The organism is Marimonas arenosa, from assembly GCF_030848945.1.
GTDB classification, from domain to species: Bacteria; Pseudomonadota; Alphaproteobacteria; order Rhodobacterales; family Rhodobacteraceae; genus Marimonas; species Marimonas arenosa.
On the sequence record NZ_JANHAX010000006.1, the window covers coordinates 71,065 to 92,427 of the forward strand.

Below are 21,363 nucleotides of genomic sequence, written 5' to 3' on the forward strand. Positions count from 1 at the left end.
GTCATGATGGCTGAATGGGTGAATACCGCTGGTTTGGCAAGCGATCACAGTGCTGCACTGTCGGCCGGCACCGCGCGGCAGGGCAAGTCACAGTCGGGGCTGGGCAGGGATTCGCCGATCACAAGGAACGACGCTGCCGACATCTGGCCGGCGAACCACAGCGCCAGCGCCACCGCATCGCGGCCCTTCACCGATGGACCCTCGACCGCGTCGAGCACGATTTTCGACGGCGCCCAGACGCAGATCTGACCGTGTTTCATGGCCCACTCGAACTCGGTCCGGGTTTCCACCACCACGCAACGCGGATCACGTGCCGCCAGCACCCAGGCGTTTTGTTCGATGGCCAGCAGGTCGATGCGCCGCTGGGTCATGGCATGGCCGGTCTCAGGCACCGGCAGATCGGCGGGCCCAACGCAGAGTAGCACCGGCGCGTCGCCCCTTTCGAGCTGGTCGAGCCACGCCGTCAGGTGCGGTGAGGCAATCGCCGCGTTCGACAGAAACACCACCTGCGGGTGCGGAGCCTCGCCGGGTGCCGGCGCGACGGTAAAGATCACCGGATCGCCTTTGGAACGCACGATCTCGACCCCGAGCGCACCCGGGCCACGATCGAGCTTCTCGATACGCACGAACACCCGCTCGGCCTGCGGCTCTAGCAGGATGCGCTCGGCGATGCGTTCGGCCAGGGTCTCGAGCAGGTTCAGCCGTTCGGCCGCCAGTTCGATGGCGATCGCTTCGGTCACCTTGTCGTAGCTTAGGATGCGGTCGACATCGTCGTCGATCCGGGTGTCCAGGGGCCGCACCTCGACAACGATATTGAAACAGACCCGCTGGGTGGTGCCGCGTTCTTTCTGAAAGGCGCCGATCTCGACCTCGACAATATGGTCGCGCAGCGAGATCCGGTCGAGCGGATGGTCACCGCCCGTGGCGCGCGACCGCGCGTCAGGATGCTCGAAAGCCAGGGCGATTTCATTGCTCATGCGCATCTCCCAAGGGGTTCGGGACCTCAGCATAGGCCAAACCGGTGCCGGTTGACAGCCGGGTGCGGCGATGAGTGTACCGTTTGCGGCATGGCGCTTCACCGGGGAGCACCCCTCAAGCGACCCCTACTTGCAGTAGGCCCCCGAGCGATACCGTGCCGTGTCGAAATGGAAATGATCGCGATGGAAGCGGTTGGCGTTGGGGCCCAGAACGGTGCCGAACGGCCCGCAGGCCACCTTGTGCATTTTCCGCAGTGCCTTGCCGCGCCAGCCCTGGCCCCAGTGCTTGAGCACAGAAATCTCGGAACCATCGGTTAGATAGAACGCCGAGATATCAACCGCCCGGCCCTTACCGTGCTCGGAAATGCGCGCGCCCTTCTGGTTGTTGCGGGTGCGGCAGGCGTAATGCGCCGCCACCTTGATCTTGGCTACACCACCGCCACGCCGGCCGACGGCCGGCTTCAGGCCATTTTCGACCCAGGATTTCAACGCCTTGGCCGTGCCGCAATCCATTACAGATTGCTGGGAGAGCGTAACCCCCGAGACCGAGCGGAGTTTCACCGCCTCGCCCACGCCGCAGCCCGAAATCCGACCCGGTACGGAACCCACCGGCTCGCCCTGCAGCGCAACATCGCCGCAAACCGCCCCGCGCAGCAGCTCGCGCTTCTTCTTGCCGGCGAACATCTGCACCTTGGCGCTGCGCTTTTTCGGGCGCAGCGCTGCGAAAAAACCTTTGCGTTCCGGTTCTGACGCGGGTGTGGTCTGCGCTTCCCGCACCGCCGCCTGCACCGCCGCCGGCTGGACCACGGCCGGCATCGCGACGACCTGCTCCGCCACAATGGTCCCGCGCGCCACTGGGCGCAACGACCTGTCTGGCGCTTGCGCCGCGGCGGCAGTCGTCAGCGCCGCGACCGCGCCAAGGGATATCAGAAACATACGCATCAGTGTTTCTTGCTCCGTCCGAAATCCGGCGCGTCGGTGTCCTGACCCGCCTCGATGATCCCGCGGCGGATTTCGCGGGTGTGGTTAAAATAGTCAAAAAGTGTCTGGCCGTCACCTGTGCGGATCGCGCGCTGCAAAGCAAACAGCTCCTCGGTAAAGCGGCCGAGGATTTCCAGCGTCGCCTGCTTGTTGTTGAGGAACACGTCACGCCACATCGTCGGGTCCGAGGCGGCGATCCGGGTGAAGTCCCGGAAACCCGCAGCCGAGAATTTGATCACTTCCTGTTCCGAGACACGGTGGAAATCGTCGGCCACGCCGACCATCGTGTAGGCGATGATATGCGGGATATGGCTGACGATGGCGCAAACGAGATCATGGTGTTCCACCTCCATGCGTTCGCAATTCGCACCCAGCGCATGCCAGAAGTCTTCCAACCGGTCCACTGCGTCCGCGTCCGTGCCCGGCTGCGGCACCAGCAGGCACCAACGGTTGTCGAACAGTTCGGCAAACCCCGCTTCCGGTCCCGAATGCTCGGTCCCGGCCATCGGGTGGGCAGGGATGAAATGCACGCCTTCGGGGATATGCGGGGCCACGGCATCCACCACGGCCTGCTTGACCGAGCCCACATCCGTGACCGTCGCCCCGGGTTTCAGATGCGGACCGATCTCGGCGGCGACGTCTCCCATCGCGCCCACCGGCACGCAAAGCACCACCAGGTCGGCGTCTTGTACCGCTTCGGTCGCACTGGCGCAGACCCGGTCCACCAGCCCGATCCGGTCCGCGATTTCACGGGTCTTCGCCGTCTTGGCATAGCCGGTGATTTCGCCCACGCAGCCCGCACGTTTCATGGCGAGCCCCATCGAGCCCGCGATCAGTCCCAGCCCGATAAGGGCAACGCGGTCGTAAATCTGCGTCATGCCGAAACCTCCCGCCACCGGGTCAGCGCCGCGATGACGCGGCTGGTCTGCGTTTCATCGCCGACGGTAATCCGAAGGCCTTCCGGAAAACCGTATCCGGCCACGCGGCGCACGATGATGCCATCCTCTTGCAGCGCCGCGTCGGCCGACAGCGCCTCACCCTCGTCGGCAAAGCGGGCCAGCACGAAGTTCGCGTGACTGTCATCGCATGCCACCCCCAACTGTCGCAAGGCGCCGGTCAGCCGCAACCGCTGTTCGGCGTTGAGTTGCGCACAGCGCGCCACCCAGTCACGGTCGCGTACCGCCGCCTCGCCAGCGGCAAGTTGCAGCACCGAGAGGTTGAACGGCTGGCGGATGCGGGTCATCACGTCGATCATCGACTTGGGTCCATATCCCCAGCCGATGCGCAACCCGCCCAACCCGTAGATCTTGGAAAAGGTCCGCGTCATCAGCACGTTGGGTCGGGTTTTTGCCAAAGCCGCACCCCCGTCATAGCTCTCGGCGAACTCGGTATAGGCACCGTCGAGCACCAGGATCACGTGACCCGGCAGCGTCTCGGTCAGTCGCTCGAGCTCGCCCGCAGGGACCATGGTGCCGGTCGGGTTGCCCGGATTGGCGATCAGCACCAGCCGGGTGCGGTCATTCACCGCCGAAAGGATCGCGTCGACATCGACCACGCGCTCGCGCTCGGACACCGACACCGGCGTGGCCCCTGCCATGTGCGCCAGGATCGGATACATCGAAAACCCGTGCTCGGTGTGGATGATCTCGTCGCCGGGGCCAGAAAACGCCTGCGTCACGAACTGCAGAACCTCGTCCGAGCCCACGCCGCAGATGATCCGCTCGGGATCGAGTCCGTGTATCTCGCCAATGATCCGACGCAGGCTGGCGTGGTCCGTCGAAGGATAGCGATGCAGGCCCTGCGCCGCCTGGCCCAGCGCCGCCAACGCCGAGGCCGGCGCCCCCAGCGGGTTCTCGTTCGAGCTGAGTTTCAGCACCTCGGCATGTCCGGCCAGGGCCGACTGGCCGCCGACATAGAGGTCGATCTCCAGAATCCCGGGCTGCGGGGTGATCTCGGTCATGTGCCCATGTCTCCTTCGCGGGCTTCTTATCCGCGCCGCGCCGACATGGGAAGCTTGAAAGCGCCGCACGCGCCGGGCGTCAGCCCGGCATGACAAACCGCATCAGCTCGTCGTCGGAATAGCCCGTTTGCAGTTCGCCCCGGATAGGCAGGTGATCCGAGGCATCGGTGACGAGGTAATCCCAGTCGTGCCCCAGCAGGACCTTCAACCGCTTGACCGGCCCGAGATCCGATTTCACCTCCTGCACCGCACAGACATTGAACGCCGAGATGATCTCGGCGATGTCGTGGTAGCTTTCGTCCAGCCGCGGCAGACTGTCGTCGAAAGCCCGGATGTTTCACGAGCCGATGATCAGCGAATTCGGCCGGCGGTCAGTGACGATCGCCTGACCGAGGTCATAACGCAGCACCGGTAACCGCGGCGCGATCCAGCCGGATTTGCCGGCATAGTCGCCCTTGCCCGGGATACCGGTGTTACACTTCAGACCGTGACAGAATGGCACTTCGCGAACTCCCCGAACGGTTGCCGGGTCGTCGCACCAGAAAAGGCTACTCGCCGCCGCGCAAGTGGCCCGTTCGATGCTTTTTTCGGCCCAGATCAGCTCGCCAGCACGTTGCGGAACTGCCAGGGATCGGTTTCGTCGATATCCTCGGGGAAATGCTCCCAGCGGTCCTGCAGCGGAGTCCAGTCGGTGTAATGCGCCTCGACCGGCCCGAGATAAGGGCGCTGCACCTCGAGACAACGGACATGGTCCATCTCGTCGGTCTCGACGATGCCGGCCTGCGGGTTCTCCAGCGCCCAGACCATCCCGGCCAGAACCGCGCTCGTCACCTGTAAGCCGGTGGCGTTCTGATAGGGCGCCAGTTCGCGCGCTTCGGCGTTCGAAAGCCGCGAGCCATACCAGAGCGCATTTTTCTCGTGGCCGTAAAGCAGCACGCCCAGTTCGTCGATGCCCTCGACGATCTCGTGTTCCGACAGGATGTGGTGCTTGTCCTGCTGCCGGCCCGACCCGAACATTTCGTGCAACGACAGCACCGCGTCGTCGCAGGGGTGATAGGCATAGTGGCACGTCGGGCGGAACTCGGGCGCAGCGGGGTCGCCCACGGTGTAGTAGTCCGAAATCGAGATCGCCTCGTTATGGGTCACCAGGAAGCCGAATTGCGGCCCCGGAGTCGGACACCAGGTGTGAACCCGGGTGATGGCCCCGGGCCGGTCCAGCCAGATGCCGGCGCGGCAGCCGGTCTCATGCCGGTGGCCATTCTCGGGGAACCAGTTTTCATGGGTGCCCCAGCCCAGTTCTGCCGGCTGGAACCCCTCGGCGATGAACCCTTCCACCGACCAGGTGTTGACGAACACGCCGCGCGGACGTGGTTGGCTGCGGGCTTGCGTATCCCGCTCGGCGATATGGATGCCCGTGACTCCCAAGGACTGCATCAGACCCGCCCACCCGGCGCGGTCTGCCGGCAGAGCCATGTCACGCCCGGTATCGACCGCCAGCTGCATCAGCGCCTCTTTGACGAACCAGCTGACCATGCCCGGATTGGCGCCGCAGCATGACACGGCGGTGGTGCCACCGGGATTGGCGGCCTTCTCGTCGCGTACCTTCTGGCGCAGCGCATAGTTGGTGCGGGCAGCATTGTCGGTGGTGCCGAAATAGTACCCTGCCCAGGGCTCGACCACGGTATCGACGTAAAGCACGCCCTGCGCCCGGCAGAACTTCATGATATCGAGCGACGAGGTGTCCACCGACAAGTTGACGCAGAAGCCGCGGCCCTCGGCGAAGACCTCGCCCAGCACCGCCTCGTAATTCTCCGGCGTCAGCGCCACCGGGATGTGGCGGATATCGCGCTGCATCAGGAAATTGTGCTGCGCCGCGTCCGGTTCGATCACCACCAGCTTCTCGGCATCATATTCGAAATGCCGCTCGATCAGCGGCAGCGTGCCGCGCCCGATCGATCCGAAGCCGATGATCGCGATCGGGCCGTCGATCCGGCCATAGACAGGATAGGATTGCGTCATGGGACACTCCCTTGAGAAACGAGAAAAGGCCGCGCCGGACAGGCACGGCCTTTCGAAATGTCACCCGAAACCGGGATCAGTTCTTGGCGTAGAATTCGACAACCAGGTTCGGTTCCATCATCACCGGGTACGGCACGTCGGCCAGCTGCGGCGTACGCACGAACTTAGCGGTCATCTTCGAATGGTCGGCCTCGATGTAATCGGGCACATCCCGCTCGGGCAGCCCAACGGCTTCCAGCACGACAGCCAGTTGCTTCGAGCGATCACGGACCTCGATCACGTCGCCCTCCTGCACGCGGTAGGACGGGATGTTGACCTTCTTGCCGTTGACCCGGACATGGCCGTGGTTGACGAATTGACGCGCGGCGAACACGGTCGGAACAAACTTGGCGCGGTAGACCACGGCGTCGAGGCGGCGCTCCAGCAGGCCGATCAGGTTTTCACCAGTATCGCCCTTGACCCGCTCGGCCTCGCCATAAATGCGGCGGAACTGTTTTTCCGTCAGATCGCCGTAATAGCCTTTCAGCTTCTGCTTGGCGCGCAGCTGCAGACCGAAGTCGGAAAGCTTGCCCTTGCGGCGCTGGCCGTGCTGGCCGGGGCCGTATTCGCGACGGTTGACGGGGGATTTCGGGCGGCCCCAGATGTTTTCGCCCATCCGGCGATCGATCTTGTACTTGGCAGACGTGCGTTTGGTCACGGCTGATCTCCTTCGTTATGCGGCGCCCCGCGGGGCGACTGTGAAGGGCGTTGTCCTTTCCCTGAACCGGGCGACAGGCATCCCCTTGCGGGGGCCACCAACACCAATGAAAGCGCGCTTATAGTCCGACGCACGCGCGAGTCAACAGGCAAATCCTGTCGCCGGCTTCATCTGACCGGAAATATCCCGGGGGTTTGGGGGCAACGCCCCCAAGGCCTGCCTGACCTGAACGCAATCGAACCTGCAGCGCCGGCACAGTTCCGGATCAGGCCGCCTCATGCATCAGGATCGCCGCCTCGGACGGCGACAGGTTGCGCCGGGCCGCCGGGCCGTAGGACGATGGATTGACGGCGAAGTCCGGAAACCCGTGCAGCAGCCGCTTGCGGTCGGCATCGCTCAGCGTCGACAGCGCGGTGTTGCCGGGATGGAAGCTCTCGGTCTCGACCCCGTTGGCCCAGACCACCTGGTGCGATGGCAGCAACAGGTGGACATAGGTCACCTCCCTCAACTGACTGTCGGTCACTACATCTCGGTCGTTCACCAGGTCGCGCGCCTGCACCAGCACCTCGTCGGTATTGAACAGCGCCTGCGCCACGCGGCCCTTGACCAGCATCCGGTGTTCCGGGCTGACGATCAGTTCCTCCTCGGGGCGGTCCCCCCCCAGTGCACCGGCGCGAAACCGGACCGGCCTGAGCCGCGGCATGGCGAACAGCCGGGCCCCGGTCATCCGCCGGGCGCCGATCCACAGAATTTCCTGCGCGCCATCGTCCTTGGTCTCGACCCGGTCTCCCTCGCGCAACTCCTCGATCAGCCGCGGACCGTCCGGCGTCGCGATGCGGGTACCGGGAATGAAGCAGATCACCCCGCCCGTATCCGGCCCCTGGGGATCGTGTCGCGGCCGTTCATAGCTTTGATGCACCACCCAGAGCGGCTGTCCTTTTGGCGGAATCTCGTCGACGAACATCAGCAGCGGCGGTTGGCCCGGCGCCACCTCGATCAGCGTCACCGTATAGCTCTGCGTCCCGTCGCTGACGACGAAACTGTCCTCGGATCGCTCCGGTCCGATCTCGACATCATCCAGCCGGTCGGCCTGCGTGATTGCTGCACCAACGAGGCGCCGAACCAGCCGTGCCGCCCGCCTGCGGACCTGTTTCTTGCCGTCTGTCCGCTCCAGTCGCAGAAGCTCACTCGGACCATCAACACGCACCGCGTCACCTTGCCAGAGCCACGACGCCCCGACCCGCAGCGTCACCACCGGGGCGGCATGGAGACCGTCCACTTCCGTTTGCGACCAGGAGATGACAAACGTGCCGCGAAAGCCCGTTCCCATTGCCTGTTTGCCTGCCTCTTCGTTTTTATTGTGAAAAGGTTAACAAAGGTGATTCGCCGGGCCAAGACAAAAATTGTCCTGACTCGGGATCACTGTTGCCAAAATACCTGTCGCTGTGTGATGTCGAGCCCACTCTGCAGCCGGTTGAAAACAGGCCTTGTCGTCGATCGTGGCGTCGCTGTCGCCCCATGACAGGGTCAGAAAAACCGGCCGCGCGGTTCAGCTGCATTTCGAATGGCCGCAACTCATGCAGGTCATGCAGCCCTCGACCATGCGCATCTCGTATTGGCCGCAACTCGGGCAAGCCGGACCGCGCGGTGCTCCGTCCAAATTTACCACCTGTGCCTGCGGGTCGGACTTGAGCCCCATTCCCTCGCCCTCTATGAAACCGATCGAGATCATGTGGCGCTCGATCACCCCGCCGATCGCGGCCAGGATTGACGGGATATACTTGCCTTGCATCCATGCCCCGCCACGCGGATCGAACACCGCCTTCAGTTCCTCGACCACGAACGACACGTCGCCGCCGCGCCGGAACACCGCCGAGATCATCCGGGTCAGCGCCACGGTCCAGGCGAAATGCTCCATGTTCTTCGAGTTGATGAACACCTCGAACGGCCGCCGGTGGCCGCCGATGGTGATGTCGTTCACCGTCAGGTAGATCGCGTGTTCGCTGTCGGGCCATTTCAGCTTGTAGGTCGACCCCTCCAGGGCCACCGGCCGGTCGAGCGGTTCGGTCATGTAGACCACCTCCGCGCCCTTGTCCGCCTCGGGCGTGGCCTCGCTCGTCTCACTCACGCTCAGGACGCTGCCCGTCACTTCGTTGGGCCGATAGGTGGTACAGCCCTTGCAGCCTGTCTCGTAGGCTTGCAGGTAGACGTCCTTGAAGGCTTCGAAATCGATATTCTCGGGCACGTTGATGGTCTTCGAGATCGACGAGTCGACCCATTTCTGCGCCGCCGCCTGCATTTTGACGTGATCCTGCGGTGCCAACGTCTGGGCATTGACGAAATAGTCGGGTAATTCGCGGTCGCCGAATTTGTCGCGCCACATGTTGACCGCGTAATCGACCACCTCTTCCTCGGTGCGCGAGCCGTCCTTCTGCAGTACCTTGCGGGTATAGGCATAGGCGAAGACCGGTTCGATCCCGCTCGACACGTTGCCGGCATAGAGCGAAATCGTTCCGGTCGGCGCGATCGAGGTCAGCAGCGCGTTGCGGATGCCATGTTCGGCAATTTCGGCACGGACGTCATCGTCCATCTGCTGCATTGCTCCGCTCGCCAGATACTTGTCGGCATCGAAAAGCGGAAAGGCGCCTTTCTCCTTCGCCAGTTGCACCGAAGCGCGGTAAGCGGCGCGGGCGATCGCGTGCAACCAGCGCTCGGTCTGTCGCGCCGCCTCGTCCGAGCCATAGCGCAGCCCGATCATCAACAGTGCATCGGCAAGCCCTGTCACCCCCAGCCCGATACGCCGCTTGGCCTGCGCCTCCTGGCGCTGCGCCGGCAGCGGAAAGCGGCTGGCATCGACGGTGTTGTCCATCATCCGTACCGCCGAGGCGACCAGATCGGCCAATTCGTCCTCATCGATCCCAGCCCCGGATTCGAACGGCGCGTTTACCAGCCGCGCCAGGTTGATCGAGCCCAGGAGGCAGGCTCCGTAGGGTGGCAGCGGCTGCTCGCCACAGGGGTTGGTGGCGGCGATCTCTTCGCAATAGGCCAGGTTGTTCATCGCATTGATCCGGTCGATGAAGATCACCCCGGGCTCGGCATAATCATAGGTGGCCCGCATGATCTTGTTCCAAAGATCGCGCGCCTGAACCGTGTGATAAACCTTGCCGTCGAACTTGAGCTCCCACGGCCTATCGGCCTTGACCGCATCCATGAAAGCATCGGTGACCAGCACCGACATGTTGAACATCCTCAGCCGTGCGGCGTCCGACTTGGCGGTGATGAAATCCTCGATATCGGGGTGATCGCAACGCATCGTCGCCATCATCGCGCCGCGGCGGCTGCCGGCGCTCATGATCGTGCGGCACATCGCGTCCCACACATCCATGAAGGACAAAGGCCCGCTGGCATCCGCCGCCACCCCCTTCACATCCGCGCCCTTTGGCCGGATGGTCGAGAAGTCATAGCCGATGCCGCCGCCCTGCTGCATCGTCAGCGCGGCCTCTTTCAGGTGGTCGAAAATGCCGACCATGCTGTCGGGAATCGTGCCCATGACAAAGCAGTTGAACAGTGTCACGTTGCGCCCGGTGCCGGCGCCGGCGGTGATCCGCCCCGCCGGCAGGAACTTGAAATCCTCGAGCGCTGCATAGAACCGGTCTTCCCACGCCGCCGGTTCGGCTTCGACCTCGGCCAGCGCCCGCGCGATCCGCCGCCAGGTGTCTTCCACGCTCAGATCCATCGGTGTGCCATCCGCCTGTTTCAGACGGTATTTCATGTCCCAGATCTGTTCGGCGATCGGGGCGGCGAAACGGGTCATGGTCGGGTCCTCGGCGGATCGGTTGCAGGATTTCGAAAGTAGGCAGCCGCGGCAGACCGGTCAAACGCGAAAGGCGCGCGCGCTCCAATTGCTCTGCGGACTGTGCAGTCTGTGCCACTGGCAGAATCGTCGGAAGACTTTTAACCTACCACATCTGGGGGGCTGGAACAATTGGCGAACAAGATAACCCATCTGATCAAGCTCAGCGTCGGCAGCGAAAGCTTCGACAGCCTGGCCGCGTGGCAAAAGCAGAAGCGGGCCCAGACCGATGACGGCCTGCCCCGCCACGTGACCCGCATGTGGCCCCGCCGCGAGACGGAGGTTCTCGACGGCGGATCGATCTACTGGGTTATCAAGGGCGCCGTGCAATGCCGCCAGCGCATCCTGCGACTGGACGAGGTGACAGGACAGGACGGCATCCGCCGCTGCGCCATCGTGCTCGACCCGGAACTTGTTCGCGTCGCCCCTGCCTTGAAACGCCCGTTTCAGGGCTGGCGCTATCTCGACCCCGCCGACGCCCCGCCCGACCTCGCCCAAGGCCGCGCCAGCGATGATGACCTGCCCCCCGATCTCAGCGCCAAACTGGCCGAGATCGGCGTGCTCTGAGGTCTCGGCATGCCCGGCGCGATCCATATCCTGAACGGGCCCAACCTCGACCTGCTGGGCCTGCGCGAGCCGCATATCTACGGCCATACCACCCTGGCGCAAGTCGAAGCGATGTGCCGCGACGCCGCCCAAGGCGACCTTCTCTTCGCCCAGACCAACCACGAGGGCGAGATGATCGAGATGATCCACGCGGCCTTTGGCACCGCGGCCGGCATCATCATCAACCCCGCCGGGTGGAGCTTCCGCTCGATCGCCATCCGCGACGCGCTCGCCGCCTTCGGCGGCCCTGTGATCGAGTTGCATATCTCGAACATCCACGCCCGCGACGCCGCCCACCGCGACAGCCTGATCTCGCCGGTTGCCACGGCGGTGATCGCCGGGCTGGGCGCACAGGGGTATCCGGTTGCCATGGACGCCCTTTACCGCCTCATCAGTTGACCCGCTGCCGCCGGAATCCCGGCCCGTCAGACGCCACGACCCGCTCCAGCGTCAATAGTGCGGCGGCCGCTCCTGCCCGGTGAACACGTGCTGCCCGGTGTCGGCCTCACGCTCGGCCTCGCGCTGCATCAGCATCCCGACCCGCCGTTTCAGCGTCTCGATCTCGCCCTCCTGCCGGGCGACCACGTCGCTCAGTTCATCGACGATGCGTTCGAGATGGGCGAGTTTTTCTTCCAGACGTTCCATGCCCGCTACATCGCTCCGCCGCGCGGATCGGTCAAGTCCCCGCGCCGTCCAAGATGCCGCCTTGCCCCGCTGGGCCCCATCCGCTAGAGGCTGACCGCGAAACAAGCGCCCACGGAAAAGACCGAGCGACGACCATGGCAAAGCAGAAAAAAGCCCCGCGCCCCAAGGCGGTGACGCCGAAAGGGTTCCGCGACTATTTCGGCCCCGAGGTAACCGAGCGCGCCGAGATGCTGTCGAAAATCGCCGCGGTCTACCATGCCTACGGCTTCGACGCGCTGGAAAGCTCGGCCTTGGAAACGCTCGACGCTTTGGGCAAATACCTCCCCGACGTCGACCGCCCGCATGCCGGGGTCTTCGCCTGGGAAGAGAACGATGACGGCTGGGTCGCGCTGCGCTATGACCTGACGGCGCCCCTGGCCCGGGTCTATGCCCAGCACCGCAATGACCTGCCAACCCCCTATCGCCGCTACGCCATGGGCCCGGTCTGGCGCAACGAGAAACCCGGCCCGGGGCGATATCGCCAGTTCTACCAATGCGACGCCGACACCGTCGGTGCCGCCTCGGTCGCCGCCGATGCCGAGATCTGCGCCATGCTCTCGGACGCGCTGGAAACCGTCGGCATTCCCCGCGGCGACTACATCGTGCGCGTCAACAACCGCAAGGTCCTCAACGGCGTGCTCGAGGCGATGGGTGTTACCGATGAAGAACAGGCCGCCGACGTGCTGCGCACCATCGACAAATTCGACAAGGTGGGTGAAGACGGCGTGCGCGAGCTTCTGGGCAAGGGCCGGCTCGACGCTTCAGGCGCCTATATCGACGGAGTGGGCCTCACTCCGGAGCAATCCGAACCGGTGATTGCCTTCTTGACCTCAAAAGGCGCCACCAACGAGGAAACACTCTCCAATTTAACAACCGCCATCGGCGAAAGCTTGATTGGCGCCGAAGGCGTAGCCGAACTGCAAGAGATCGCAGCGCTGCTTGCCGCGCAAGGCTACGGACTCGACCGCATCGTCATCGATCCTTCGGTGGTGCGTGGCCTCGGCTACTATACCGGCCCCGTGTTCGAGGCCGAACTGACCTTCGAGATTCTCGACGACAAGGGCCGCACCCGCCAGTTTGGCTCGGTCGCCGGCGGCGGACGCTACGATGACCTTGTAAAACGCTTCACCGGCCAGGCGGTGCCTGCCACCGGCGTTTCCATCGGCGTCGACCGGCTGTTGGCCGCCCTGCGTGAAAAAGGTCGGATCGAAAATCACGCGCGCGGCCCCGTGGTGGTCACCGTGATGGACCGCGACCGCATGGCCGATTACCAGGCCATGGTGGGCGAACTGCGCGGTGCCGGCATCCGCGCCGAGGTCTATCTCGGCAACCCGAAGAACTTCGGCAACCAGCTCAAGTATGCCGACAAGCGTCAAAGCCCGGTCGCGGTGATCGAAGGCGGCGACGAAAAGGCCAAGGGCGTCGTGCAGATCAAGGACCTGATCCTTGGCGCAAAAATCGCCGAGAACGCCACGCATGAAGAGTGGAAGGAACGCCCCAGCCAGTTCGAAGTGTCGCGTGACCAGCTGGTCGCCAAGGTGCAAGAGATCCTCGACGGGCAGGTCGGCTGATGCCGATCCGGGCGGCAAACCGGGCCGAGGCGGCGCGCCTGCGCGCCATCTTCGAGGCTGCGGGCGCGCAGCCTGTCGAGGCCCCGATCCTGCTGCCGGCCGAAACCCTGCTCGATCTTTACGGCGAGGACATTCGCGGCCGCGCATATGTCACCTCCGACGCGCTCCGCGGCGAGCAGATGCTGCGCCCCGATTTCACCGTGCCAGTGGTGCAGATGCACATGCAGCACGGCGCCGAACCCGCCCGCTACACCTATGCCGGCGAGGTCTTCCGCCGCCAGGAAGACGACCCCGCCCGCGCCAACGAATACCTCCAGGTCGGCTATGAGATCTTCGAGCGCAGCGCCCCGGCGGCGGCAGATGCCGAGGTCTTCGCCCTGATCGGCAGTGTGCTCGACGGTCTGCCGGTGCGCGCCGCCACCGGTGACATCGGCCTTTTGACCGCCGCCGTCGCCGGACTGCACACGACCGACCGGCGCAAGGCGGCGCTGATGCGCCATATCTGGCGGCCGCGCCGCTTCCGCGCGCTGATCGACCGCTATTCCGGCCGCGCCCCGGTTCCGCCGACCCGCGCCGCGCTGCTGGCCGATCTCGATCCCCTGGCACACGCCGGCCCCGAAATCGGCCTGCGCAGCCGCGAAGAAATCGGCGCCCGCCTTACCGCGCTGCACGAAGACGCCGCCGCGGCACCGATCTCGGCAGCCGAGCTGGGGCTGATGGACGCGCTTCTTTCGGTGCGCGAGACGATGACCTTCGCTCTCGGCCACCTGCGCGACATCGCCGTCGACATGCCTGCCATCGCCCCTGCCGTCGCCCGTCTCGAGGCCCGGGCCGAGGCCCTGGCAGCGCGCGGCGTCGACGTGGCCTCGCTCGAGTTCGAGGCGTCCTACGGCCGCACTCAAATGGAATACTACGACGGCTTCGTCTTCGGCTTTTACGCCGAGGGTCGCCCCGACCTGCCGCCGGTCGCCACCGGCGGGCGTTATGATGCGCTTACCCGCCAGTTGGGCGCGGCCAGCGGCCACCCCGAACGCGAGATCCCCGCAGTGGGCGGCGTGGTTCGGCCGGGACTGATGCTGGATCTCAGGGAAGGCCGGGCCCAGGGGGAGGCGGCATGAGCATCAAGTTGGGGGTGCCCTCCAAGGGCAGGTTGATGGAAAAGACGTTTCAGTGGTTCGGCGAACGCGGCATCACGCTGGCACGCACCGGCTCCGACCGGGAATATTCCGGCGCGGTCGAGGGCATCGACGGCGTCGAACTGGTGCTGCTCTCGGCTGGAGAGATTCCCCGCGACCTCGCAGCCGGGCGCATCCATCTCGGTGTCACCGGCACCGATCTCATCCGTGAGAAACTCGGCGGCTGGGAGCACCAGGTCGAGGAACTCTGCCCTCTGGGTTTCGGACAGGCCGACCTGGTGATCGCGGTGCCGCAATTCTGGGTCGATGTCGACACGCTCGACGATCTCGACGCCGCGGCCGCGGCTTTCCGCGGCGCCCATGGCTTCCGCCTGCGCATCGCCACCAAATATCACCGCCTGGTGCGCGAGTTTCTGCGCGAGCATGGCGTGGCCGATTATCAACTCGTGGATAGCCAGGGCGCCACCGAAGGCACGGTAAAAAACGAAACCGCCGAAGCCATCGCCGACATCACCTCGACGGGCGATACGCTCCGCGCCAATCACCTGAAGATTCTGGCCGACGGGTTGGTGCTGAAATCACAGGCGACGCTGTTCCGCTCGCGAACTGCCGAGCTTTCCGGCGACAACCGCGCCAACCTCGCCGCGCTGCTGGCGCAACTCGGGCTCGGCTAGAACATTTCGGAGGTTTGCGGAAACGGGTACCTTGCGAGTGCCCCGGAAGGGGACATGACGCCGATCCGGGGAGGCAGGCCGTGCCATCGGCGCGTCGCGAAAAGGTTGGCTTCGGGCAATGAACAGGGATCCCCTCCAGCCTGGGTTTCCGGTTCCAAGAAACCCGCAACGGTGTTGACCCGGCGCACGCCCCGGCTCAGCCTTCTACATCCCTGGCCACGACCTCGCCCTCGCTCAAAAGCAGGTTGGTCCAGCCCTGTGCGCCCTCGAACCGGTTGTAAAGGCTGAGGAACACGGTGTTCTTCTCCATCCGGCCGATCTTGGCGCCGCAGGGCTTGCCACGACTCACCCCGCAGATCCGCGACTTGACCTTCTCATAGGCTTTGTCGGTGGGTTTCTTGCTGCGAGCGCTGGCCGGCAGAGCGTAACGCAGCGACTCGTACATACCGGCCGTTCCGAACAGCGCCAGCGCCGCGGTGAACTGGCGTGGGCAGCCGTCCCGGAACCCGGTGACATAGAACGTGTGCAGGCCCAGGTTGCCGGGCGCGTTGTCATAGACTTTGTATTTCGCCCCACGCTCCGGGTATTTCGCGACCACCTGGCCCAGATCGCCGCGTTTGACATGGCAAGCCCGGGCGACTTCGCCGAAAGGCAGGACCTCTCCAGGCACGGCATCTCGCGCGTCGAGCCCCGCGCCTACCGTCCCGGCGGCGCCGAAGAACCCGGTTCGGGCGCGGGCATCCGTTTTCGTGCCCGGCGTCTCCGCGGCTGTCACCGGCGCGTCCACGGATGCCAGCTGCACGCCGTCCGCGTCGGCTACAGGTTCCGGCCGGTTCCGGTTGAAAATTCCGAGTAAACCGCGCGTCGCGGGCGCAGGCGCAGCGTCGTTGGGGACGGAGCCGGCCTCTGTCGTGGTGGCGGTGGTGGTGGTCAACGGCCTTCCCACGTCGTCATCGGTGGCGGCTGCCGCCGCCGGCGCCACCTCGCGCTTGCGCAACAGTCGCTGGAAGAACCCGGTGTTTTCGGCGGTCTCCTCTGGCGCCGCCACCGCCTCGACCGTCGCAGCCGGGGTACTCACGTCGACATCCTCCAACCGCTCGACCCGGGCCAGCGGATCACCGGCACAGGCGGCCAGGGCCATCAGGGCCACAGCGGCGGTCAGCGACGCAAACGGGCTACGCAACACGTGTCTCTCCCCCCGGAGCAACGGACACCGTTTCTTAGCCGAAAACCGGGGCTCCGGTCCAGCATCTCGGCGCTGGCCCCCGCCATTGGCTTATCCCCGCGCACCCCGGCGCGCCGCGAGCCGGCCCATGGCTCCCAGCAGGTAGAGCCCCACCACCAGCGCCGAGACCCCGGCGACAAACAGAAAAAGCGCCAGCTGCAAGGCACCCAGCCGCGCCGTCAGCCCCCCTGGCAAAACCGCGTCCAGCCCGGGCCAGAGCACCCCGGTCCAAGCGACATGGCCCATCGTTGCGGCCAGCCAGACCAGCATCGCAGCCGCCCCGACCGTCGCCACGACCCGCACGAGACCAGCGCCCGGCCGTGCCGTGATTGCATGGCGAAAGGCGGTGATCTGGCGTTTCACATCCGACTGGATCGCCAGCAGCGCCGGCACCACCAATAATACCAGGAAAACCCCAAATCCCAGGCCATAGACCAGGGTGATCACGGTGGGTTTCAGGAACTGCGCCTGTTGCGAATTTTCGTAGAGCAGCGGCGCCAACCCGATCACCGTCGTCGCCGTGGTCAGGAACACCGGCCGCAGCCGGTCGGCGGCACCGTCCACGATCGACGGGATCAGCCCGCGGTCGCGGGCATAATCGTCGATCGTCGTCACCAGCACGATCGAGTCGTTGATGATGATCCCGGTCATGCCCAGAAGCCCCACAACCGTGAACATGCTGAGCGGCACGTCCCACTGATGGTGGCCGTAGATTGTCCCGACCAGCCCGAAAGGAATGATCGCCATCACCACCAGCGGCCGGGTCCAGCTCGAGAACACCCAGGCCAGAACCAGGTAGATGCCGACAAGGCACAGCATCAGTCCCAAGAGCGCGTCGTTGAGAAACTCGTCTTCCTGTTCCGACAGGCCCGAAAGCCGCCATTCCACCTGGAACCGTTCGCCGATGTCAGGCAGGATCTCGGACTCCAGGGCCCGCATGATCTCTTCCGCGCGGGCCGGGTCATCCTCGGAAATATCGCCGGTCACCGAAACCGTCCGGATGCCGTTTTCCCGTTTGACGGTCGAAAACCCGGCGCGGCTATCGACGCTGACGATATCTGCCAGCGGCACATAGGAGCCCGAGGGCGTGCGCAAATGCTGGCGTTCGAGGAAGTCGGCGGTCAGTTCGCCCCGTGGCAATTCGATACGGATCTCGGCACTGCGCGGGCCTTCGGGATAGGTCGCCGCCTCGAGCCCGTTGAGACGATGGCGCAGAACCCGGCCCAGCCCGTCGATGGTGAATCCCAGCGCCTGGCCTTGCGCAGTCAGGTCCAGGATCAGCTCGTCCTTGTCATAAGCCAGATCGTCCTCGACCGCACTCACCTCAGGATAGCGACCGACGGCAGCCTTCAAGGCCTGCGCCGCGGACTTCAGTGTCGCCGCATCGGCCCCAAAGAACTGCACGTCCAGCGCCTCGCCCCCCGGACCCGCCCGCCAGCCACGGAAACTCAGCGTCTCGACCATCGGGTGCTGGCGGACCTCATCCTGCAGTCGGGCGACGAAGGCGAAGCTGGAATAGGGCCGGTCGTCGGCGTCGATCAGTTCGATCGCGATGCCGCCCAGCAGATCCTGGTCCTTGGTCGATGAGCCCGGCAGCGGCCGGCCGGAATTTCCGCCCACCTCCGACACCGCGTAGTCGACCGGGTTCAGCCCGTGTTCGGCCTCATAGGCCTTGCCCACCGCTTCGACGGCGCGTTGCATTTCGCGCATCATCGCCACTGTATCCGCGCGCGTCGCCCCCGGCGCCATCGCCCAGTTGCCAGTCACGCTGCCGCGTTCGGGGGCGTTGAAGAAACGCCATTTCACACCGCCATCGATGAACAGCGCCGCCTGGCCTGCCAGCAGCAGAACCGCCCCGGCCAGCACCGGGTAACGCATCCAAATCACACCAGCGATGAACGGCCGGAACAGCGTCTCGCGCACCCAGACAAAGCCCCGGTTGACCACTCGCGAGGGCAGGTCATACCAGTGATCCTGCGCCGCCGACCGGTGCAGGGAATGCGCCATGTGGTTGGGCAGGATCAGGAAGCATTCTACCAGGCTCGCAGCCAGCACCACGATGACCGTAAAGGGAATGTCCTGGATCAGGTCGCCGAACCGGCCGGAAATGGCGGTCAGACCGAAAAACGCGATGATCGTGGTGAGCGTCGCCGAGAAAACCGGCAGGGCCATGCGGTTGGCGGCGTTTTCCGCCGCCTGCAAAGGCTTCTCGCCCAGGTTCTTGACCCGGGCATCGGCGTGTTCGCCAACCACGATGGCATCATCCACCACGATCCCCAACGTGATGATCAACGCAAACAGCGAGATCATGTTGATGGTCAGGCCAAAGGCATACATCAGCGCGATCGCGGTCAGCATCGATACCGGAATACCCGCCGCCACCCAGAAGGCTGTGCGCGCGTTGAGAAACAGGAACAACAGCGCCACAACCAGCACCAACCCCACCGCGCCATTGTCGATCAGGATGTTGAGCCGGTCGGTGATGGCCTCCGCCCGGGTGCGGATGAGGTCAATGGTCACGCCGGCCGGCAGGGTCGCCTGCATCTCGGCCGCCACCTCCTCGACCTTGCGCTGCAACTCGATGGCATCGCCCTGGGCCGACCGGTCGACCCGGATCGACGTGGCGGGGTTGTCGCCGACGAAATAAGACCGGTTCCGGCTGGTGCCCTCGACCCTGATGCGGGCGATATCACCGACGGTCAGTTTCGAGCCGTCGGCATTCACCCTCAGAACCACTTGGGCAATCTGTCCGGGATCGCGCTTCTCCACCCCGGTGCGGATCCGGGCATTGGCGCCCTCGACATCGCCGGCGGGATCGGCATCGACCTCTTCGGCGATCGCCTCGGCGATCCGGGCAAAGCTGATGTCATGCGCAATGAGATTGACGCTCGGCACCTCGATCACCGTGCGCGGCGCGGCAACGCCGCGGATCGTGGTGCGGGTAACGCCCTCGGCGAACAGGCGGGTGACAAACTCGTCGGCGAACAGGCCCAGTTGGTCACTTCCCACCGGACCGGTGATCACCACGTCGGTCACCCGGTCGTGCCAGGCTCCGCGCGTCACGTCCGGCTCCTCGGCCTCGTCCGGTAGGGTCGTCACCGCGTCCACCGCCGCCTGGACGTCATCGGCAGCGCGCGCCATGTCGTATCCCGGCTCGAAATCGAGCGTGATGCTGGCGCGGCCTTCCCGCGAGGTCGCTTCCGAGCTTTCCACCCCTTCGACCGCCAGCAATGCCGGCTCCAGAACCTGCACGATGGCCGCATCCACATCCTCGGCCCCGGCCCCCTCCCAGGCGATGGAAACACTCACGTTGTCGATGATCACATCGGGAAAAAACTGCGCCCGCATTCTCGGCAGCGCTGCGATGCCCGCCACCAGAAGGACCACCAGCAGCAGGTTCGCCGCGGTCGCGTGCCGGGCGAAATAGGACAGGATCGTGCCCGCTTCGCGATGGTGTTGTCTGTGCCGGATCATCGCTGGCTCACCCGCCCATCCGGGCTTCGAGCCGCGCCACCATCTGCGCCGGCACCATCGGCTTTTCCAACGCGCCTAGAAGCCGCGTCTTGACGTCCGCTGGCATCCGGTCATTGCCTTCCACGAAGCTCACCAGCCGTGCGCGCCGCTCGTCGCTGAGCTCCAGCATTTCCGGCTCGTCCGAAGCCGCCGCGCCGACGGGGCGCAGCGGTTTCACCTTGATCCCCGCGCCCAGAAGCGGCGTCCGCGTGGCGACCACCTCGCGGCCGTCCAACTCCTTGGCGCGCACGATGATGTCGTCACCCTGTCGGCGCAGCAGCTCGACGGCGACCGCGTCCAACCGATCCCCTTCGCCAAGCACCAGCACCGTGCCGTCCGCCCCCAGCGCCCCGGCCGGCAGGCGGATCACGCCCTCAAGCGGCGCCTCGTCGATCTCGACGGTAACGAAATCTCCCGGCTTCAACCCGCGTGTTTCATCGAGCTGGCCAAAGACCAGCCTCCCGGTCTGACCCTCCCCGACCGCGGCGCTGTCGCGGCTGACATGCCCGTTGGCCACCAACCCGACGCCGAACACGTCGAGCCGCGCCCGGATCGGCACCGGCTTGAGCCGACCCTGATCGTCGAGCAGTCGGGCATAGCCCTGCGCCGACAACCGGAACGCTACCTCCAGCGCAGACCCGTCGATCAGCTGCGCCACACGCTCGTTCGGGCTCACCAGCCGACCCTCGACGATACTCACCTCCGACAGCGTGCCGGCAAAGCCCGCGCGCAGCTCGGTCTCGGCCAGCGTTCGGGCGGCTTCGTCGCGGGCGATCCCGGCCCGGGTCCGGCGGGTGGCCGCCTGATCGATCCGTGCCTCGGCCTGTGCGATCGCCTGCCGGCGCGACAGCACCGCGGCGCGGGCCGCGCTGGCTGCCAGTTCGGCGGTCTCGACCGCGGCGTCGGTGCCGACGCCACGGCTGCGCAGGTCCTGCTGCCGGCGGAAGGCGCGCTCACGCAGAGCGGTCTGCTCCTCGGCGGCTTTGAGTTCGTCGCGCGCCAGCGCCAGGGCCCGGGCCGCATCGCGGGCCTCGGCCTCGGCATCGAGCAGGTCGCTCTCCGCCTTGGCCAGCGCCGCGGCGGCGTCGGCCGGGTCGATGCGCAGCAAGACCTGCCCCTCCTCGACCTGACCGCCCTCGACGAAATTTTCCGCCAGTTCGATGACCTCTCCGCCCACGGCGGCGCGCAGATCCAGCTTGCGGCGGCTCTGCACCTCGCCATAGGCGGTCAGCACCGGCGCCTCGTTGCCCATTTCGGCCTTCACCACGTTGACCGCAAAAACCCGTTCCCGCGCCTGCGGCATGCGGGTCTCCCGTGCCATCCGTGCGTCGATGGCCTGCTTGACGGTCACCCCGGCATAAAACAGCACGCCCAGCGTGAGCGAGAGAAGGAAAAGTCCGGTCAGGCTCTGACGGAGAAATCGCATCTACGGGTCCCTTGCTGCAAACCCTTGGAAAGCCGATGGAT

19 protein-coding genes are annotated in these 21,363 nt (G+C 65.4%); 5 read left to right on the forward strand and 14 right to left on the reverse strand.

Features of this window, described 5'->3' with window-relative positions; genetic code table 11:
• Positions 1-44 precede the first annotated feature (44 nt).
• The 10 genes from NO357_RS17350 to NO357_RS17395 form a co-directional block, all read right to left on the reverse strand.
• Positions 45-977, reverse strand: a complete 933-nt coding sequence (locus NO357_RS17350) for a dihydroneopterin aldolase (protein ID WP_306736989.1) — start codon at positions 975-977, stop codon at positions 45-47.
• Between the two features lie 126 nt (positions 978-1,103).
• Complete coding sequence (locus NO357_RS17355) at positions 1,104-1,919, reverse strand: extensin-like domain-containing protein (protein WP_306736990.1); 816 nt, start codon at positions 1,917-1,919, stop codon at positions 1,104-1,106.
• Complete coding sequence (locus NO357_RS17360) at positions 1,919-2,836, reverse strand: prephenate/arogenate dehydrogenase family protein (protein ID WP_306736991.1); 918 nt, start codon at positions 2,834-2,836, stop codon at positions 1,919-1,921. The genes NO357_RS17355 and NO357_RS17360 overlap by 1 nt, the downstream gene beginning before the upstream one ends.
• A complete protein-coding gene (hisC, locus tag NO357_RS17365) occupies positions 2,833-3,918 on the reverse strand; it encodes a histidinol-phosphate transaminase (protein WP_306736992.1) in 1,086 nt (361 codons plus the stop codon). Before hisC ends, NO357_RS17360 begins: the two co-directional genes overlap by 4 nt.
• Positions 3,919-3,997: 79 nt before the next feature.
• Positions 3,998-4,156, reverse strand: coding sequence for a hypothetical protein (locus NO357_RS17370; RefSeq protein WP_306736993.1), 159 nt, complete (start codon positions 4,154-4,156; stop codon positions 3,998-4,000).
• A 99-nt stretch (positions 4,157-4,255) separates the two neighbouring features.
• Complete coding sequence (locus tag NO357_RS17375; RefSeq protein ID WP_306736994.1) at positions 4,256-4,420, reverse strand: hypothetical protein; 165 nt, start codon at positions 4,418-4,420, stop codon at positions 4,256-4,258.
• Positions 4,421-4,515: 95 nt separating this feature from the next.
• The gene (locus tag NO357_RS17380) at positions 4,516-5,937 is read right to left on the reverse strand and encodes a homospermidine synthase (RefSeq protein ID WP_306736995.1); all 1,422 of its coding nucleotides are present in this window, start codon (positions 5,935-5,937) and stop codon (positions 4,516-4,518) included.
• A 76-nt stretch (positions 5,938-6,013) separates the two neighbouring features.
• Positions 6,014-6,634, reverse strand: coding sequence for a 30S ribosomal protein S4 (rpsD, locus tag NO357_RS17385; protein WP_306736996.1), 621 nt, complete (start codon positions 6,632-6,634; stop codon positions 6,014-6,016).
• A gap of 265 nt (positions 6,635-6,899) precedes the next feature.
• Entirely contained in the window at positions 6,900-7,964 is a 1,065-nt protein-coding gene (locus tag NO357_RS17390) for a Hint domain-containing protein (protein ID WP_306736997.1), read from the reverse strand.
• A gap of 219 nt (positions 7,965-8,183) precedes the next feature.
• Positions 8,184-10,448, reverse strand: a complete 2,265-nt coding sequence (locus NO357_RS17395; protein ID WP_306736998.1) for an adenosylcobalamin-dependent ribonucleoside-diphosphate reductase — start codon at positions 10,446-10,448, stop codon at positions 8,184-8,186.
• A gap of 171 nt (positions 10,449-10,619) precedes the next feature.
• Here NO357_RS17395 and NO357_RS17400 point away from each other — a divergent pair, with 171 nt between their 5' ends.
• Positions 10,620-11,054 (forward strand): DUF1489 family protein, encoded by a 435-nt coding sequence (locus NO357_RS17400; RefSeq protein WP_306736999.1) that lies wholly within the window; start codon positions 10,620-10,622, stop codon positions 11,052-11,054.
• 9 nt (positions 11,055-11,063) lie between these two features.
• The gene (locus tag NO357_RS17405) at positions 11,064-11,492 is read left to right on the forward strand and encodes a type II 3-dehydroquinate dehydratase (RefSeq protein ID WP_306737000.1); all 429 of its coding nucleotides are present in this window, start codon (positions 11,064-11,066) and stop codon (positions 11,490-11,492) included.
• A gap of 51 nt (positions 11,493-11,543) precedes the next feature.
• Here NO357_RS17405 and NO357_RS17410 read toward each other — a convergent pair whose 3' ends face one another.
• Positions 11,544-11,738, reverse strand: coding sequence for a SlyX family protein (locus NO357_RS17410; RefSeq protein WP_306737001.1), 195 nt, complete (start codon positions 11,736-11,738; stop codon positions 11,544-11,546).
• A 134-nt stretch (positions 11,739-11,872) separates the two neighbouring features.
• On the opposite strand from NO357_RS17410, the gene hisS reads away from it, so the two are divergent.
• The 3 genes from hisS to hisG are packed head-to-tail and all read left to right on the forward strand — an operon-like array spanning position 11,873 to position 15,158.
• Positions 11,873-13,348: a histidine--tRNA ligase gene (gene hisS / locus NO357_RS17415; RefSeq protein WP_306737002.1), complete on the forward strand. Its 1,476-nt coding sequence runs from the start codon at positions 11,873-11,875 to the stop codon at positions 13,346-13,348.
• Positions 13,348-14,466: an ATP phosphoribosyltransferase regulatory subunit gene (locus tag NO357_RS17420; RefSeq protein WP_306737003.1), complete on the forward strand. Its 1,119-nt coding sequence runs from the start codon at positions 13,348-13,350 to the stop codon at positions 14,464-14,466. Before hisS ends, NO357_RS17420 begins: the two co-directional genes overlap by 1 nt.
• Complete coding sequence (gene hisG / locus NO357_RS17425) at positions 14,463-15,158, forward strand: ATP phosphoribosyltransferase (protein ID WP_306737004.1); 696 nt, start codon at positions 14,463-14,465, stop codon at positions 15,156-15,158. Before NO357_RS17420 ends, hisG begins: the two co-directional genes overlap by 4 nt.
• Positions 15,159-15,354: 196 nt before the next feature.
• Here hisG and NO357_RS17430 read toward each other — a convergent pair whose 3' ends face one another.
• From NO357_RS17430 to NO357_RS17440, 3 genes are all read right to left on the reverse strand, one after another.
• Complete coding sequence (locus NO357_RS17430) at positions 15,355-16,344, reverse strand: hypothetical protein (RefSeq protein WP_306737005.1); 990 nt, start codon at positions 16,342-16,344, stop codon at positions 15,355-15,357.
• A gap of 90 nt (positions 16,345-16,434) precedes the next feature.
• Positions 16,435-19,857, reverse strand: a complete 3,423-nt coding sequence (locus NO357_RS17435) for an efflux RND transporter permease subunit (RefSeq protein ID WP_306737007.1) — start codon at positions 19,855-19,857, stop codon at positions 16,435-16,437.
• A gap of 7 nt (positions 19,858-19,864) precedes the next feature.
• Positions 19,865-21,322, reverse strand: a complete 1,458-nt coding sequence (locus NO357_RS17440; RefSeq protein ID WP_306737008.1) for an efflux RND transporter periplasmic adaptor subunit — start codon at positions 21,320-21,322, stop codon at positions 19,865-19,867.
• Positions 21,323-21,363: the final 41 nt, after the last annotated feature.

Coding starts and splice junctions, on each gene's coding strand:
- NO357_RS17410 (WP_306737001.1), bottom strand. CDS start 11,738: ATGGAACGTCTGGAAGAAAAACTCGCCCATCTCGAACGCATCGTCGAT.
- NO357_RS17390 (WP_306736997.1), bottom strand. CDS start 7,964: ATGGGAACGGGCTTTCGCGGCACGTTTGTCATCTCCTGGTCGCAAACG.
- hisC (WP_306736992.1), bottom strand. CDS start 3,918: ATGACCGAGATCACCCCGCAGCCCGGGATTCTGGAGATCGACCTCTAT.
- NO357_RS17355 (WP_306736990.1), bottom strand. CDS start 1,919: ATGCGTATGTTTCTGATATCCCTTGGCGCGGTCGCGGCGCTGACGACT.
- hisG (WP_306737004.1), top strand. CDS start 14,463: ATGAGCATCAAGTTGGGGGTGCCCTCCAAGGGCAGGTTGATGGAAAAG.
- NO357_RS17405 (WP_306737000.1), top strand. CDS start 11,064: ATGCCCGGCGCGATCCATATCCTGAACGGGCCCAACCTCGACCTGCTG.
- NO357_RS17380 (WP_306736995.1), bottom strand. CDS start 5,937: ATGACGCAATCCTATCCTGTCTATGGCCGGATCGACGGCCCGATCGCG.
- NO357_RS17435 (WP_306737007.1), bottom strand. CDS start 19,857: ATGATCCGGCACAGACAACACCATCGCGAAGCGGGCACGATCCTGTCC.
- NO357_RS17350 (WP_306736989.1), bottom strand. CDS start 977: ATGAGCAATGAAATCGCCCTGGCTTTCGAGCATCCTGACGCGCGGTCG.
- NO357_RS17395 (WP_306736998.1), bottom strand. CDS start 10,448: ATGACCCGTTTCGCCGCCCCGATCGCCGAACAGATCTGGGACATGAAA.
- hisS (WP_306737002.1), top strand. CDS start 11,873: ATGGCAAAGCAGAAAAAAGCCCCGCGCCCCAAGGCGGTGACGCCGAAA.
- NO357_RS17440 (WP_306737008.1), bottom strand. CDS start 21,322: ATGCGATTTCTCCGTCAGAGCCTGACCGGACTTTTCCTTCTCTCGCTC.
- NO357_RS17360 (WP_306736991.1), bottom strand. CDS start 2,836: ATGACGCAGATTTACGACCGCGTTGCCCTTATCGGGCTGGGACTGATC.
- NO357_RS17420 (WP_306737003.1), top strand. CDS start 13,348: ATGCCGATCCGGGCGGCAAACCGGGCCGAGGCGGCGCGCCTGCGCGCC.